General features: G+C 67.4%; 12 protein-coding genes and 1 pseudogene. 6 read left to right on the top strand and 7 right to left on the bottom strand.

What is annotated here, in order from left to right:
- Nucleotides 1-98: 98 nt before the first annotated feature.
- Both P7V53_RS24230 and P7V53_RS24235 read left to right on the top strand, forming a co-directional pair.
- A complete protein-coding gene (locus P7V53_RS24230; RefSeq protein WP_280152057.1) occupies nucleotides 99-3080 on the top strand; it encodes a serine/threonine-protein kinase in 2982 nt (993 codons plus the stop codon).
- 115 nt (nucleotides 3081-3195) lie between these two features.
- On the top strand, nucleotides 3196-3675 hold the full coding sequence (locus P7V53_RS24235) for a hypothetical protein (RefSeq protein WP_280152058.1): 480 nt from the start codon (nucleotides 3196-3198) through the stop codon (nucleotides 3673-3675).
- A 102-nt stretch (nucleotides 3676-3777) separates the two neighbouring features.
- On the opposite strand, the gene P7V53_RS24240 is transcribed toward P7V53_RS24235, so the two are convergent.
- Genes P7V53_RS24240 through P7V53_RS24250 form a run of 3 tightly spaced genes read right to left on the bottom strand, consistent with a single transcriptional unit; the run spans nucleotide 3778 to nucleotide 6374 of the window.
- A complete protein-coding gene (locus P7V53_RS24240) occupies nucleotides 3778-5127 on the bottom strand; it encodes a trypsin-like serine protease (RefSeq protein ID WP_280152059.1) in 1350 nt (449 codons plus the stop codon).
- A gap of 57 nt (nucleotides 5128-5184) precedes the next feature.
- On the bottom strand, nucleotides 5185-5877 hold the full coding sequence (locus P7V53_RS24245; protein ID WP_280152060.1) for a hypothetical protein: 693 nt from the start codon (nucleotides 5875-5877) through the stop codon (nucleotides 5185-5187).
- A 23-nt stretch (nucleotides 5878-5900) separates the two neighbouring features.
- Nucleotides 5901-6374, bottom strand: a complete 474-nt coding sequence (locus tag P7V53_RS24250; protein WP_280152061.1) for a hypothetical protein — start codon at nucleotides 6372-6374, stop codon at nucleotides 5901-5903.
- A 192-nt stretch (nucleotides 6375-6566) separates the two neighbouring features.
- On the opposite strand from P7V53_RS24250, the gene P7V53_RS24255 reads away from it, so the two are divergent.
- Both P7V53_RS24255 and P7V53_RS24260 read left to right on the top strand, forming a co-directional pair.
- Nucleotides 6567-6743, top strand: a complete 177-nt coding sequence (locus P7V53_RS24255) for a hypothetical protein (protein ID WP_280152062.1) — start codon at nucleotides 6567-6569, stop codon at nucleotides 6741-6743.
- A 325-nt stretch (nucleotides 6744-7068) separates the two neighbouring features.
- Nucleotides 7069-7257: pseudogene (locus P7V53_RS24260) on the top strand (SDR family oxidoreductase); the annotation flags it as partial.
- Between the two features lie 74 nt (nucleotides 7258-7331).
- Here the strand turns inward: P7V53_RS24260 and P7V53_RS24265 are convergent.
- Nucleotides 7332-8990, bottom strand: coding sequence for an MFS transporter (locus P7V53_RS24265; protein WP_348273450.1), 1659 nt, complete (start codon nucleotides 8988-8990; stop codon nucleotides 7332-7334).
- 218 nt (nucleotides 8991-9208) lie between these two features.
- On the opposite strand from P7V53_RS24265, the gene P7V53_RS24270 reads away from it, so the two are divergent.
- Nucleotides 9209-10240: a LysR family transcriptional regulator gene (locus P7V53_RS24270; protein ID WP_280156607.1), complete on the top strand. Its 1032-nt coding sequence runs from the start codon at nucleotides 9209-9211 to the stop codon at nucleotides 10238-10240.
- Nucleotides 10241-10676: 436 nt separating this feature from the next.
- Nucleotides 10677-11210 (top strand): hypothetical protein, encoded by a 534-nt coding sequence (locus tag P7V53_RS24280; protein WP_280152064.1) that lies wholly within the window; start codon nucleotides 10677-10679, stop codon nucleotides 11208-11210.
- A 20-nt stretch (nucleotides 11211-11230) separates the two neighbouring features.
- On the opposite strand, the gene P7V53_RS24285 is transcribed toward P7V53_RS24280, so the two are convergent.
- The 3 genes from P7V53_RS24285 to P7V53_RS24295 form a co-directional block, all read right to left on the bottom strand.
- Nucleotides 11231-11995 (bottom strand): SDR family oxidoreductase, encoded by a 765-nt coding sequence (locus tag P7V53_RS24285; protein WP_280152065.1) that lies wholly within the window; start codon nucleotides 11993-11995, stop codon nucleotides 11231-11233.
- 22 nt (nucleotides 11996-12017) lie between these two features.
- Nucleotides 12018-12734: a response regulator transcription factor gene (locus P7V53_RS24290; protein ID WP_280152066.1), complete on the bottom strand. Its 717-nt coding sequence runs from the start codon at nucleotides 12732-12734 to the stop codon at nucleotides 12018-12020.
- A gap of 101 nt (nucleotides 12735-12835) precedes the next feature.
- Nucleotides 12836-15151, bottom strand: coding sequence for a hypothetical protein (locus P7V53_RS24295; RefSeq protein ID WP_280152067.1), 2316 nt, complete (start codon nucleotides 15149-15151; stop codon nucleotides 12836-12838).
- Between the last annotated feature and the right edge of the window lie 241 nt (nucleotides 15152-15392).

The raw sequence follows: 15392 nt of genomic DNA on the forward strand, positions 1-15392 counted from the left end.
TCGAGCCATCCCTAATCCTTCCTTGAACTCGCCGATGCCATTGCTTACCCTTGTGCAACTGCTCACGCGCAAGCAGCAGCCTGGGGAGGCAGCCGGCAATGAAGATCGACATTGCGCTCTGGGATCGTCTTCTCCCGCTCCTGGACAAGGCCCTGGAGCGTCCTCCAGCGCAGCGCCGGCAGTGGCTGAGCGAGCTCGCCGCGGACAGCATCGCCAAGGACGCGCTGCTGCGCCTGCTGGCCGATCGAGAGCGCATCGAAGAAGAGGGCTTCCTCGATGCCCTGCCGAAGCTGGGCGAGGCGGCGCCATGCGCGCCCGCTTTGTCGTTGCAGGCGGACCAGGTCCTCGGTGCCTATCGCCTCGTGCGCGAGCTCGGACGCGGCGGCATGAGCGTCGTGTGGCTCGCAGAACGCGACGATGGCCAGCTTCGGCGCCGGGTCGCTCTGAAGTTTCCTCATGCCGGCCCCGACCAGGCTGCCCTGATCGAGCGCCTGCGACGCGAGCGCGAAATCCTGGCCGCGCTCGAACATCGCAACATCGCCCGGCTTTACGACGTCGGCACGTCACCCGAAGGCATCCCCTTCCTGGTGCTCGAGTACGTCGAAGGCCAGGCGCTGGTCGACTATTGCAACGAGCGCCAGATGTCGGTCGGACAGCGCCTGCAGCTCTTCCTGCAGGTCCTGCGGGCGGTCCAGCATGCGCACGGCATGCTGGTGCTTCATCGCGACATCAAGCCGTCAAACATCCTTGTCAACGCGGCCGGCGACGTGAAGCTGCTCGACTTCGGCATCGCTAAGCTGCTGAGCGCGGACACCTCGCAAAGCAGTGCCCTCACGCGGGATGGCGGGCGGGTGCTGACACCCGACTACGCCGCGCCGGAGCAGATTGCCGGCGCAAGCGTCAGCACGGCAACCGACGTGTATGCGCTTGGTGTCCTGCTCTTCGAGTTGCTCACGGGCGACCGTCCCTATCGCCTTCCCAGGTGCAGCGTGGCCGCACTCGAAGAGGCGATCCTGTCGTCGCAGCCCAGGCGTCCGAGTGATGCATGCCGTGAATCCGCCGGGCACGAACACGGCGGTCTCGGGCAAGCCAAGCTGAGTCGGGCGCTGCGCGGTGACCTCGACCTCATCGTGTTGACCGCGCTGCAAAAGCAACCGGAGCGCCGCTACGCCACGGCCGAGGCCTTCGAGCAGGACATACGACGCCACCTGGCGCGCCTGCCGGTTCTCGCGCAGCCCGACAGCCGGTGGTATCGCCTGCGGAAGTTCGTCGCACGCAACGCGGTGGCAGTCGGCGCGGGGAGCCTCGTCATCCTGGCCTTGGGCATCGGCCTCGGCATGACGACATGGCAAGCCCGCCAGACGCGGCTCGAGGCGGCAAAGGCGACGGCGGTCAAGGACTTTCTGATCAGCCTGTTCGAGAGCAACAGCGTGGAGCAGGCCGATTCCCTGCGCAAGCGCAAGCAGAGCGTGCAGGAATTGCTCGAGGAAAGCGCGAAGTCGCTTGGAAGCGGGTTGGCCAAGCAGCCCGAGATCCGCGACGAGATGCAAGGCGTCGTGGGTCGCTTGCTGCATGACCTGAATCTGAATGCGCCGGCTGTCGAGGTGCGACGCCAGCGGGTAGAACTCCAGGCCGCGCACGGAGTCGACTCGCCGGCACACGTGGCCGCACTGCACGACCTGGCCGACAGCCTCGCGCAACGAGGCGACAAGGCAGCGGCGTCGCAGGCGCTCGCCAAGGCCATCGACCTGTGTCCGGCCCCGGGACTTGCGGCAGCGCCGGCATGCCTGTCTGTCCGGACAGCGAGGGGTCTCCAGCTGGTGCGAGAGAACAAGCTGGCGAACGCGGCGGCGGATATCGAGTCTTCGGCGGGTGTGCTGTCGAAGTCGTCGCCGAACAGCGTGGAGGCCGCCGAGGCCCTGGCCGCGCTCGGCGAGTTGCGGGCGCGGCAGAACCGGTCCGACGAGGCGCATGCCCTGCTCCAGCAAGCGGCGGCGATCCGCACGTCGCTGTGGGGAAGAAGCTCGCCGCGATTGGCGCGAGCTCGCTACGAGCTTGCGCTGAACCTCTGGGCGGATCGTCGCCATGGCTTGGCCGAGGTCGAGCTGAAGAGCGCCATGGAGGCGTTCGCCACGTCGCTCGGGCCGGATCATCCGACGACCGCCCTCGTCGAGCTCCAGCTCGGCCGCCTTCGTTCATGGACGCGAGGCGAGGGTCAGCAGGAGATCGCGCATGCGTCCCGGATCATCGCGGACGGCGCCTCGCAACTGGATCCTGAGAAGGTGTTCGAAGCGCAACTGGTCAAGCTGGAGCACCTCCTGTCCGATGGACGGCTTTCCGAGGCAGGCGAGCTGCTTGCGCAGCTGGACGCTTCGCCGCCAGGCAATGGCGACGTGGCGCACGACCTTGCCATGGCGCGCGCCTGGTATTGCCAAGTCACGGGTCGCTTTGACGACGCGCGTTCCGTCCTCCGCGGCGTGCGCGCGCGGCTGGCCGGCGACCTGGGCGGCGCCCATCCGTACGTGGCGAACGTGGACCTGCGCCTGGCCAGCATCGATCTGAGCGAGGACAGGTTCGACGAGGCACGGGCCGGCTTCGAGCGCGTTCTGCAGTCGCAAGGCGCCCGCGAAGTCGTGTTCGGAACCGTCAAGCACCAGGCCACCATCGGACTGGCGCGGGTTGCCATGGCGAGAGGCGACTATGAGAAGGCATGGCCGGTCATCTCGGCCCATTTCGAACACGCGCAGCGCACGCCTCGCGAAGAGCAATACGCGACGACCGTCAACGACCTGAACGACCGCATGGGCCAGGTCCTCACCGGGCTCGGACGGGCAGCACAGGCGCGGCCGCATTTCGAGAACGTGATCAAGACGCTCGAGAAGGCATATCGGCACCACCCCACCCTGGCGGTCGTGCGTGCCCATTTCGTGGCGTGCCTGGTTCAACTGGGCGACATCCCGCAGGCGCGGGCGCAGCTCGAACTTGCACAAGCGGCGATCGCCCAGGAACGACTCGTGGGCGTGCAGTATCGGCAGGCGGTGGATCGCGCCAGGCTCCGCCTCCAGGCCGCAGGACGCTAGACGGCCCACGCCATGCCTGCCGCATCTCCAGACCTGGCACGCCCCATGGCGGGTTGCCAAGCCGGAATCCGTTATCACAGGACAGTCCCCTCGTTGTCACATGGAAGGAAGCGACATGTTCCGCATCACGACTCTTGAGCAGCGCATCGCCGACCGCACGGCGGCTTGCCGTCAATCGGCATGGCTGCTGGCCTTGCTTCCGTTCTGCCTGTCTGCCGCCGCGACCAGCGGGGCACCGTCTCGAAACGCCGGCGTTTCGACGAAGCAGGTGCAGTGCGAGAGCCAGGGGGGCAAGTGGTCCGGCCAACGATGCCAATTCGGCTCCGGTACGCAGGCGGCCGGCACGACCAGCCCCGACACGCTCACATCCCGTCCGGGTCCCCCGTGCGTTCCTCCGGCCGATTGTTCCCTGGCGCGCAGGCAAGGGACGAATACCGGTAGCACCGTCAGACCGGATGGCCGCCTGCCGTCCGGGGCCATCTCGGGCACGACTGGGGTGGCCGGTCCCAAGCCGGTGCCGAGAGTGGTGCCCAAGCCGGCGCCGAAGCCCGCGGCCGACCCGAAGGTGCCCAGGGTCGACCCCCTGCGCCAGTGAGCCGTCGCCGATCACTCGACCCCCTTCTCCCGTTCCTGGCCCATGTCATGACTGAATGCCGAAGTCGGTCCGGCGAGGTCGCCGGACCGACCACTGGACGCATCACCGCACGAGGTCAGAGCGCTTGATGTACCCGATCACGCCCGCGCCGCCGGTGCCGATGCCGGTACCCACCCGAACGTAGCCGCTCGACGTGTAGTCGACCGTGCTGGTTGTGGTGAGGTAGTCCTGGCGCGAACTGCTGTACCACAGCCGCAGCGGGACCAGCCCGGTGGTGCGGGTCGAGGACGTGTACACGTAGCCCAGCAGCGGCCCCCTCGTCCATGCACCGCCAGCGATGGGCACCGCCGACATCGTCGTCGCATTGTCCCGGGAGGTGGAGTTCCACCACACGTGCAGCGGCTGCGTGCCGTAGGGCTGCGGGCGCGTCGGCGACGGCACCCAGCCTTCGTGGCGGAAGTAGCGGTAGCCGTCATGGTCCACCTCGTAGTCCCAGTCGGTGAAGCAGCCGGCCCACCCCGCCTGCGTCGTCGCGAAGTTGTCCGCACGGGCAGCCGACCACCAGTTCATCAGCTTCACGTGCGCGCCGCCGTCCGACACGCTCGCCGTCGAGCCGTTGCGCGAGCAGAACGACCGCTGCACATTGCGCTTGAGCCACTGGCTGACGTTGACCTTCGTGCCGAAGGTGTTGCCCTTGCCGAAGGTCATCACGGCGCCGTCGTTCTCGCCAGTGACCGGCGCGCTCGGATGCTCGAGGGCGGTCTTGCAGGTCGCGGTGCCCTGGTAGACGCCCATCACCGCGCCCTCGGGGCCGCCCCACAGCACGGGCGATCCGGAATCGCCGGGGCCGAGCGAGCCGTAGATGTCGTTGAAGCAGAAGTAGTTGTCGGCCTGCGCCGGATCGGCGAGCGAGCGGAAGGGCCGGTACTCCCTCGAATAGCCGACCTGCCGCACCGGCGACCCGGCTCCGTATCCGGAGTGGTAGAGATAGTCCGCCGCATCCAGGTCGGCGGGACGGTCGTAGACGATCTTGCGCGGTACCGCGACCGACGCAGGGACCCTCGCCCGCAACCCGATCAGGACGATGTCGTCGGTGCCGGAGTAGTTGATCCAGTCGGCATGCGCCGTCGCGATCGGTGCGGCGGGATTGGGTCCGAACGACACCACGCTCGACACGCCGGGCGCCATGCGCTCCCAGCGTCCATTGGCGATCGGTGTCCGGCCGAACGTCGGAATGCAGTGGCCGGATGTCACGACGACATCCGGCGCAACCAGCGTCCCGGTGCAGCCTGCGCCGGCGCTGTTGATGAACACGATCGCATTGCGCGCGGGGGTGCTGGAGTCAGGCACGCCGCCGATCAGGTCGGCCGAGGCCGGGATTTCGGCCGAGGCGGGAGCGGCGGACATGCCCCATGCGAGGGCGGAGACGGCGAAAAAGGTGGCTTGATTCATCGTAATTCCAGTTGAAGGTGAGGATGAGTTGGAGAACGAAGGCGGTGCGCGCCGCGATCAGCGCGACAGGTACAGCAGCGTGGACTGCCGGCCATTGCCTTGATCGACCTGGCCGGCGGCGGCATGGGGAAGCAATGACGACAGGTGGCCGAGGATCATCGGCAACTCGTGCGCGAGCGCTTCCGTTGCCTCGGGCCCGAGCTCGACGCGGCAGCTGCGCGAGCGGCACTCGATGCTGCCGATCTGGCTGACCATCGCCTCGTTGCCCTGCGCGAACGCGTCGCGCACCGCAGCCATCGCGCGCTGGCCCCACGCGACGTCGGCCGGTTCGCCGCGGAACGCCGACTCGCTTGCAGCCAGGCGCTGCGCATCGACCTGCTCGGCCTGCGCGACGGCATTGGCATAGCCGCGCGGATCGGCCGGCGTGGGATCGGACTCCTTGGCCATCGAGGCGATGCGATCCATGCGTTGCCGCAGATCCGCCACCTCGCTGCGCAGCCTGTGCAGTTGCTCCCTGATCTGTCCCAACCCCTCCTGCGGCGACGAAGCGATCGCCGAAAGGGGCACCGAGGGCGCCAGCGCGCGTGGCGACGCCGGACCGGCGGCCGCCGCGGCTGCGGTGCCGTCGTGTTCGTCGGCGTCGTCGGGCCGACCGCCGCAGCCTGCCAGCGCCAGCGCGACGGCTGCCACAGCGGTCAGGCCGGTCAGGGCGCAGGCGCCTCGCACGGTCGAGTGGCGGCGAACGGGCATCGTGCGTGGTGTGATGTCCATCATCACTGCACCAGCTCGATGTCGAACAGCTTGGCCCCCGGCGGCAGCGAGCACCACACGCTCTGATAGGACAGCGGAGACACCTTGTCGACAGTCAGCACGGCCGACATCCGTACGATGCCGCCAGGGGTTGGGTCGCCCACGCGCGCGAAAGTGGACGCGCCGAGCGTGTAGCTGTCGTGCCGCTGGCTGTGGAGCGTGCACGATAGCGTCGTTCCAGTCGGCTGCCTGCCGTTGACGAACGCGCGGTAGCCATCGGCCGCAGCCGGCCTGGTGCGCGGCACCGGGCAGATCACGCTGACCGGCGCCGGGTTCGTGTTGTAGAGGCCGGTGTGACTGGATGACAAGCCGGACACTGCCGTGGCACCGTAGGTCTTGCAGAGGGTTGCGGGCACGGTGGTGACGGCAATGGCAGAGCCCTGGGCACACAGACCGGCGGCGGAGAGGAACGCGGCGAACGCGATCTTCGTTTTCATGATGGGTTCCTTTGCATGGAGGGATGAAGCGACGCGCGCCACCTGCCATCAGTGCGTCGTCGGCGCGGCGATGGCGAGAAGCGGCCGTGTCATGCGGGTACACGCGATCAGGGCCATGAAGTCCGCCAGCGCAATGGGCTGCAGATTAGGGAGCCCGCTCTGCTGTCCGCTTGCTCGCCGCGGCTCGTCTTCATGCGCCTCGGCATTTCCCAGTCTGGAGAAGGCTTGCGCGGCAAATGGCCCGGCAACTTCCGCGAACTGGAAAACATCGTCGAGCGCGCGATGATCTCCTCGCACGCGCCGTGGCTCGACGGGCGAGAGTTCCTGGGGCCTGCGCCGACGATCTGTGCGGCCTCAAGCCGGTACTGATCGAGACGGCAGGCTTGAAGGGCGTGACGCTTTCCGTGCCGGCGCGCGAGACCTTGACGCGGGCGGTCTGTGCGGATGGAGTGAGCGCCCAGCCGACCGCCAGCGTGTCTCCGCCAGTGCGTCGGGGACCGGGGGCCGGAGGTGAAGACGTGTCCATCGCGGGGCCTGTCGTACATCGGCGCCACCGCGCTTCTCCTGCACTCACCTACGCATTCAGTATTGGACGCCCCAAGGCTGATGATTTCGAGCCGCCAATCATCGATCCGAGCCGACATCGGGCAGGACTGAGCCGGTGTCTGGCGCGCGACGCCAGGCCTTGCGATTGGCGCAGGCCGGCACAGACTACGAGGGCGGCAAGCAGGTCATCATGAACAGCCTCGGCGGCATTCCGCTCGGCCGTCCCGCCAAGCCGCGAGAGGTGGCGGATCTGATCGCCTTCTTGGTCTCGCCGCGCGCGGCTTCGATCACGGGCACCGAGCACGTGATCGATGGCGGCACGGTTCCAACCGTCTAAGGGTTCGCTCGCCATGCATGAAGATGCCGAGCCAGCCTTCGTTCCACGGTATCTCGGCCCAGGGCACCGTTGTTCTAGTGGGGCGGTGCAATCAGGTGCTCGACCCGTGGCCGCTCGGTGCCACGGTGAAAACGCACTACCAATGCCTGCAAGTCGGCATCGGCCATCGAGACACGCCGGTGCTGCCGCTGGTGTTCAAGCCACGAGGCCACCAGGAAATGCTCCAGGAAGCGTCCCGGGCGGTCCGTGTCCTCGTAGATGCCCCACAGGAATGCGCCGTCGCGAAGCCGCTCGGATTTGAACTCGCGCACGGCCGCGAGAAACGCCTCGATGTCGCCAGGCGAAACCAGGTACTCGACGGTGATGAGCACGGGCCCGCGGTCCGCTTCAAGACTGGTCAGCATGGCCGGTGCGACGGTCGGATCGGGCCAGTGCATCGAGGGCGTCAGGTCCGCCTCTCCAGCAGGCAAGGGCTTCAAGAAGCCGAGAACCAGGCTCAGCATGCCGGTCAAGGTCGCCATCGAGAGCGACACCGCCACGCTCGCGGCGTCCGCCACGGCACCCCAAAGCAGACTGCCGATCGACATCGCGCCGTAGAACACGGTCAGGTAGACGGCAAGGCCGCGGCCGCGAACCCAGTCGGGCAGTGCTGTCTGTGCCGACACATTGACGGTCGTCAGCACCGCGATCCAGGCGGCGCCTGCGAGCGCCATCGCGACAGCAGCGATCAAGGGGTTCTTGACGAAGGCCAGCGTGAGCAGGACACCTGCCGCGGCCGCCATGCCGAGACGCATGACGCCCTCGCTGCCTATCTTGCTTCGCAGCTTCGGCAGCGCCACAGCGCCAACGACCGCGCCTGCGCCCACGCAGGCCAGCAACACGCCGTAGTAGCCGGGGCCTCCGCCGAGTTGCCGGCGCGCGATCACCGGAAGGAGCGCCCAAAGCGCGCTGGCATAGATGAAGAAGGAAGCCGCTCGCAGCAAAGTGCGTTGCAGCGGCACCGAATGCAACGCGTATCGAATCCCTGCACGCATGGCCGGCAGCAAGCTCTCCGGTGGACCGCTGGAAGCGCGTGCCGATGCGCCCTTCCACCACCAGAACGCACCGAACAAAACGGCGTAGCTCAACGCATCGAGAAAGAAGGTGATGGCGACGCCCGATACCGCGATCAGCACACCCGCAATCGCCGGCCCGGTCGCTCGTGCGACGTTGAACCCGAGGCCGTTCAGCGCCACGGCGGTGCGCAGTTGAGCCCTCGGCACCAGCAGCGGCGTCAAGGACTGCTGCATCGGCTGCACCAGGGCAGCGAAGACGCCTGCCAGCAGCAACGAACCCACGAGCAGAACCGGCGTCATTCCTCCGCTTGCGGCGACCACGCCCATGAAGCAGGCGACAGCAGCCAGCAACGCGTTGAGCCAAAGCAGCGATCTTCGCCGGTCGACGATATCGGCCAACGCTCCTGCAGGCAAGGACAGAAGAAAGATCGGCAGCGACGTTGCCACCTGCACCAGCGCAACGTAGGTCACGGATGGAGAAAGCGACGTCATCAGCCACCCTGCGCCGACGTCGCGCATCCAGGTGCCCATCGCGCCCGTGAGGCTTGCCGTCCACACAACGGCAAACGTTCGGGTGCGCAGGGGCGCCCATGGCGACCGAGTCTCCACAGCATCAGGATTTGCGGCAGCCTTCATCAGCGTCGTCGATACCCAGCCGGCGGAGCCTGCCTGAGGCATGCGTTCCGGATGGCTCTCGTTCGGCCAGGAAAAGTCCCCGCCATATGGCCGATGCGAGATCGCAGATTTCCCTAGAGTTCTTCGCATCGATGAGCCGGAGTGCGCGCGTCGACAGAGCTCTCCCGTATGGCGGAGTGCGCCGGGTGCACGAAAGGGAGTCCCATCCGATCCGGCGCGATCCCAGAATGACTCTTGCAGACGCAAGCATGGAGAGTCACATGGATCGCCTGAAAGCCCTCGAGGTGTTCAAGTCGATCGTCGAGCACGGCAGCTTCGTCAAGGGGGCGGAGGCGCTTGGCATCTCACGCTCGGTCGCGACGCGCGCGGTGCAGGACCTGGAGGCGCACCTGCGGGTCAGACTGTTGCAGCGCACGACGCGTCGCATTGCGCTGACGGTCGTGGGTCACAACGTTCTCGAGCAAGCATGTGGACTCATCGACCAATTCCGCGCGATGGAGGCGATGAGCAGCCTGAGCGGGACGGAGGTGGCGGGCTCCGTCCGACTCGTGGCGCCGGCGTCCTATGGCCGTCAGATGCTGGGCCCGGCGCTTGCGGACTTCCGATCCACCTACCCCGGGGTCTCGGTGGACCTGCGCCTGGTCGACGACTGCGTCGACGTGATCGACGATGAAGCCGATCTGTCCATCTGTGTAGGGCGCGGACTGCGACTGTCCTTGATCGCGCGCAAGATCGGTGTCGCGCGCCTCGGGTTGTATGCATCGTCGTCCTACCTCGTGAGGAACGGTGCGCCAGAGCATCCTTTCGATTTGCAGCGCCATGACTGCCTGACCTGTCACGGCATCCCCCACTGGCAGTTCAAGCACCGCCACACGCAGGAAACACATGCAGCGTCACCCCGCGGAGTGCTCAATTCGAACAGCGTCGACACCTTGATCGCCGCAGCCATCCACGGTGCCGGCATCGTCCTGCTGCCCTGCTTCCTCGCTGATCGCTTCGTGGATGCCGGCGAATTGCAGTCCATCCTCGAGGGCTGGCAGGCAGCATCGCTCGACGTCCATCTCGCCTACAGCTCCCGGCAGCACCAGCCGCTGCGAGTGCGCAAGCTCATCGACCACTTGTCCGACGCCATATCGTCGTTGGACGATGCTGCGTCATCACTCAGCGATCCGCACCGCAGCAAGGCTGCGATCCGCTTGTCGCACTCCGGCTCGGTCGCGGGGCTAGGCGTTGGACGCGGCGAACGCATCAGCCCTCGCTCGAGCGACGGTGCTCGTCAGGGATCGGGCTGACGACGGGTCGGCCCAACTCATGACCGACGACGACACGTGCAAACAGATAGTCGTTCCGTCCCCGCTCGCTCAAGCGGTTCATGTCCACGGCCCCGGACTCGTCGCAAGGGAAGACGTAGCCCCGCCCCTGAACGGACAACGAGGCGTAGCGAAGCTCATAGCTCCCTGCGTCCATCGCCTTCTCCTTCGCATCGGGCCGCCACGCAGCCCTCCAACCAACAGTAGGCGTCTGCGTTGCCGCATGCGTCGGGCAGTCGTTTCATGACACGCTGGCCCGGCTGGTGGACCTGGGCGGCGCTCAGTCGCCGCGTGGAAGCGTCTCCCCTCGGAGGCATTCCGAAGCGACCCTTGCGAGTCTTCGACGGTCGGGTAGCCACCGAAAGAATGGTCCGGCCTGCGCAACTTCCGCCAGGCGTGGCCCCTTGGAGGAATGGACATGCTCAACCTGACCTCGCTCGGTGTGGTTCACACCGCCTTCAGCCTCGTCGCCGTGCTCGCCGGCCTGTACGCAATGGTCCGGTACAGGCAGATCCTTCCGGCCACGACGTCGGGACGCGTCTATGTGATCACCACAGTGATCACGTGCCTCACGGGCTTCGGAATCTTCCAGCACGGCGGGTTCGGGCCGCCCCACGTTCTCGGCGTCCTTGCGCTGATCGCGCTGATCGTGGGCGCCGCAGCCGGCACGCGACTGGTCGGCCGGGCATCGCGTCTTGTCCAGACCATCGCCTACTCCACCAGCTTCTTCTTCCACTGGGTCCCCGGCATCATCGAGACGACCACGCGGCTTCCGGCTGGCGCGCCGATCTTTGCCAGCCAGGAAGCGACCGGGCTGCAAGTCGTGCTCGGTGTGGTGTTCGCGTTGTTCGTGGGGGGCGTGACGCTGCAGGTGCGTTCCCTGCGGCGCGAGCAGGTACCGATTTCGCCATACGGACGATCCGACTCCAGCAAGCTCGCGGCGCCGCGCTGATCGCTCGGCGGCGGCTCCGCTCAGGTGCGCGTGACGGACGCGCCCCCGTCGATCAGGGAGGCCGTCCCGGAGACGAACGACGAGTCGTCCGAGGCGAGGTAGAGCACCGAGCGAGCCACCTCCTCCGGCGCCGCGACGCGCTTCAGCGCATGCAGGTTCGTGACGAAGGCCTGTGCCTCGGCCGTGTCGTTCACCCCGCGGTACATCGGCGTGTCGACCGCGCCGGGAAGAATCGTGTTGACACGGATGCCTTGTGGGCCGTATTCGGCGGCGAGCGCCTGCATCAATCCGATGAGGCCGGCCTTGCTGGCGGCATAGGCCGCGACGCCCGGGAAGGCGAAGCTGTACCCCACGAAAGTTCCGGTGAAGATGATCGATCCGCTGCGTTGCTTCAGCATCTGCGGAAGCTGATGCTTGACGCCGAGGAACACGCTGGTGAGATTGCTGACGAGCGCTTCGGACCAGCCTGCCTCCGAGATGTCCGTCGTTGGCCCCGACTCTCCGATGGTTCCTGCGTTGTTGAATGCGATGTCGAGGCGGCCGAAGCGGGACACGGCCAGCGCTGCGAGCGCCTGTGCGAACGGCTCGGACCGCACGTCGCCGGCGAGCGCAGCGGCCTCGCCGTCTTCCGCTTCGATCTCGCCGACCAGCCGGTCGAGCTCGGCACTCCGGCGCGCGGCGACCACGACCTTGGCACCCTCGGCGGCGAAGAGCTTGGCGGTGGCGCGGCCGATGCCCGAGCTGGCACCCGTCACGATGGCCACTTTTCCTGTCAGACGCTTCATGGCTGCTCCTTGAAAGTTGGGATCAGGACATCGCCTCGAGCACGGGCTCGTCCGCCGTGCGCCTCGTTTCCCGGGACCCGGACGCGAAACTGCTCGGCGGGTCCTCCGGAGTCGCCAGCAGGCCACGCCGTTCCGCCACGGCCGCCACCTGGGTTCGGCTGCTCGCCTCGAGCTTCTGGAAGATCGCCTTGAGATGCGTCTTGACCGTGCCGATCGCGATATCGAGGCGCTTGGCGATCGTCTTGTTGCCGTACCCCTCGACGACCAGGCGCAGCACGTCTGTCTCGCGAGCCGTCAACAACTCGCAAGCCACGCTGTCGGCCAAGCGACGCGCCGCAACTGCGCCGACGTAGCGCACCCCGCGGTGAAGGGTTCGCACCGCATCGACGAGATCGTCGACGCCGCAGCCGAGAATGAGGTAGCCGCGGACACCATGCTCGAGCGCGTAGCGGATCTCGCGCTCGCTGTCGCGGTGCGTCACCACCAGCACGTTGAGGCTCGGTGCGTGCGGTACGGACTGGCGGGCGCGGGCGCTCGCGATCAGTGCAAGGCCGTTTTCGTAGTCGGCCACGACCACATCCGGGCGGCCGTCGCCGGGCCGCAGCGGGGTATCGCAGGCACATGGCCCTGGGCTCACGAGGTCGACATCCGGCTGTTCACGCAAAGTCGCTGACAGCCCGTTCGACACCAGCGCATCGCGGTACAGCACGAGAACCCTGATCGCTTCGACGGGAACCATGGCAGACCTCCGCTTTGCCACGGACCTCGATGCGGGTCCGCGCTGAAGGCAATCTTGGTTCGCTCAGCGTCGATGCGCGAGTAAATCGATGTGAATCCGCGTCAAGCGGTACGCAGCGTCTCGAGCAACGCCGCCGCGGCGCGCAAGTCGGCGGTCGTGAACCCTTCGGTGAAACGGGCCACCACCGGCTCGAGCGCGGCCAGCGACTCGGAACCGCGCCCGAGATCGCGCCACAGTGCGGCCAGGCTCGTCACCGCGCGCAGCTCCCATGCGAGCGCCCCCTGCTGGCGTGCCATGGCCCGTGCGCGCTGGAAGAGGCTCTCCGCCGCGACGCTGGCGCCCGACGAACGACCGCGTAGGATCATTTCGCCACGCGCACGCAGGATCTCGGGCGCGCACCAGCCGCCACCGCCGTTCCCCGCACGGGTTGCCGCGTCGCGAGTGACGAAGGCCGCATGCGCGCTGATCAAATGATCGAGCTGCAGCGTATTCGCCGCCTCTTCGGCGATGACCTCCCGCCGACGCGATTCGAGAGGCTGCGCTTGCGCCTCGAGCACGCGGCGCCACGGCATGCCCGCAGCCGCCGGGGACCATCCGCCCTTCATCGCGTGGTTGCTGTACTCCTCCTCCAGGCGGGTGATCCATCGTTCCGCCGCCGGCGTGTCGCCGCGCCACAGGGCGACCGGGCATGCGGCCAGCGAGAGCGCCTGGCACAGTGCGGACGGACTGTCGGCCATCGCATGGTCGAGCGCCTGCTCGACCATGATCGCGGCCTCGTCCGCCAAGCCTTCGAGCCAGAGAGATCGGCTCAGCACGATTCGCATCGAGACGCTGTGATCGATCATGCCCGCCGGCCCCAGCCAACCGCGGGGCATCGGATGGCTGAGCACACGCTCGGCAAGGGCCCGCGCCCTGCCGTGGTCGCCGGCAAAGTGGCACGCCTGGGCGGCGAAGCGGTCGGCGACGAGCATCGTCAGCGGCTCTCGCGACCGTCGAGCCGCCGACTGGAGGCGCTCGGCGTTGGCGGTGGCACGTTCGTAGCTGCCCGACGCGAGGGCGTCGACCGTCAATCCCATCAGAACGTCGGCCTCGAGACGCGCTTCACCACTCTGCTCGGCCAACTGAAGCGCCACGCTCAACGCCTCCCCTGCTCGGCCGCGGCGCAGAAGTCGGAAGGCTGCCGATCCGATGTGCAGGGAGATTTCGAGCTCCGGCGGCGTGTCCGGCAGTGTCGCCACGGCCTTCAAGGCCCGCTCGATGGCTTCGGAGTCCTCGAAGGGGTTCATCTGCATGGCCAGCGGCCACACGGTGGCCACGAGCGATGAGCCGATGTAGGGACTGCCTTGCTGCGAGAAGGCCCACGCCAGCGCCGAACGGATGTCCTCGACCGCCCATCCGTATTCCGCCAGCCACTGGCGCTTGGTCGCCGCAGCGGGCCACGCCAAGGAGGCTCGACGCATCAACGCCAGAACCAGTTCAGCGTGCCGGGCAGCCACGATCGCGTGCTCGCCAGTGGATACGAGCCTTTCCAGCGCATAGGTGCGCGCCAGCTCCAGCAGTCGAAAGCAGACGGTGTCCCCGCCGGCGTCGCTGATGGCCAGCGACTTGTCGGCCAGGTCCATGATGCAGTCGAAGACACGGTCTGGCGTCAGCGACTCGTCCGCGCCGACCGTCCGAACCAGTTCCAATGCGGCATCGAGCGTGAAGCGTCCCTTGAAGATCGACAGCTGCCGCAGGATCGAACGCTCCTGATCGGTGAGCAGCTCGTAGCTCCAGTCCAGCATGACGCCCAGGGACTTGTGGCGGGCGACTACCGAGCGCTGGCCCTTCAGCTGAAGCACATGGGCGTCGAGCTGACGCGCCAGGCCGCGCACGCCGAACAGATCCACGCGGGCGGCCGCCAATTCGATCGCGAGCGGATTGCCATCCAGCCGGTGGCAAAGCTGGCCCACGAGGGGAGCGTCTTCGTCGGACAGCTCGAAGCCGTCGACGGCCGACAAGGCGCGGTCGACAAACAACTGGACCGCCGGATAGGCCAATGCCTGGCATGCGGTGATCCGCTCATCTGCCGCCGGCATCCCGAGCGCCGGAAGGCGATGCAGCCATTCGCCTTCGGCGCGCAGCGGCTCGCGGCTCGTTGCGAGCACATGCAGGCCAGGTGAGAGCTTCAGCAACTGCTCGACCAGAGGAACCACGGCATCGACGACGTGCTCGCAGTTGTCGAGGACAGCCAGCACCTTCTTGTTGCGCAGGGCGCTCGACAAGCAGGCCACGATATCGTCCTCCGGAGGCGACAGCCCGAAGCCGAACGCCATCGCGTTCGGCACGAGGCGATCATGCGCGACCGGCGCGAGGTCGATGAAGTAGACGCCGTCGGCGTAGCGGCCCGAGCAAGCCTCGGCGACCGCGAGCGACACCGTCGTCTTGCCGATGCCGCCCGGTCCGACGATGGTGACGAATCGGCGTGACTCGAGCTGCGAGGCAAGCTTCGGGACGACTTCGTCGCGCCCGATCATTCGCGTGAGCCGCACCGGCAGGCCGCGGGGTGCCTCGGCTGAAGGTTCACGCGGGACATCCTGGTCCTGCACCGGCACCCGGGACACCGGCGCGACGAAGCAATAGCCGCGTCCAGGCTGATTGATGATGTAGCGGGCGCCT

The sequence above is a fragment of the Piscinibacter sp. XHJ-5 genome (assembly GCF_029855045.1).
Lineage (GTDB): Bacteria > Pseudomonadota > Gammaproteobacteria > Burkholderiales > Burkholderiaceae_C > Albitalea.

Coding starts and splice junctions, on each gene's coding strand:
- P7V53_RS24230 (WP_280152057.1), top strand. CDS start 99: ATGAAGATCGACATTGCGCTCTGGGATCGTCTTCTCCCGCTCCTGGAC.
- P7V53_RS24235 (WP_280152058.1), top strand. CDS start 3,196: ATGTTCCGCATCACGACTCTTGAGCAGCGCATCGCCGACCGCACGGCG.
- P7V53_RS24240 (WP_280152059.1), bottom strand. CDS start 5,127: ATGAATCAAGCCACCTTTTTCGCCGTCTCCGCCCTCGCATGGGGCATG.
- P7V53_RS24245 (WP_280152060.1), bottom strand. CDS start 5,877: ATGCCCGTTCGCCGCCACTCGACCGTGCGAGGCGCCTGCGCCCTGACC.
- P7V53_RS24250 (WP_280152061.1), bottom strand. CDS start 6,374: ATGAAAACGAAGATCGCGTTCGCCGCGTTCCTCTCCGCCGCCGGTCTG.
- P7V53_RS24255 (WP_280152062.1), top strand. CDS start 6,567: ATGCGCCTCGGCATTTCCCAGTCTGGAGAAGGCTTGCGCGGCAAATGG.
- P7V53_RS24265 (WP_348273450.1), bottom strand. CDS start 8,990: ATGCCTCAGGCAGGCTCCGCCGGCTGGGTATCGACGACGCTGATGAAG.
- P7V53_RS24270 (WP_280156607.1), top strand. CDS start 9,209: ATGGATCGCCTGAAAGCCCTCGAGGTGTTCAAGTCGATCGTCGAGCAC.
- P7V53_RS24280 (WP_280152064.1), top strand. CDS start 10,677: ATGCTCAACCTGACCTCGCTCGGTGTGGTTCACACCGCCTTCAGCCTC.
- P7V53_RS24285 (WP_280152065.1), bottom strand. CDS start 11,995: ATGAAGCGTCTGACAGGAAAAGTGGCCATCGTGACGGGTGCCAGCTCG.
- P7V53_RS24290 (WP_280152066.1), bottom strand. CDS start 12,734: ATGGTTCCCGTCGAAGCGATCAGGGTTCTCGTGCTGTACCGCGATGCG.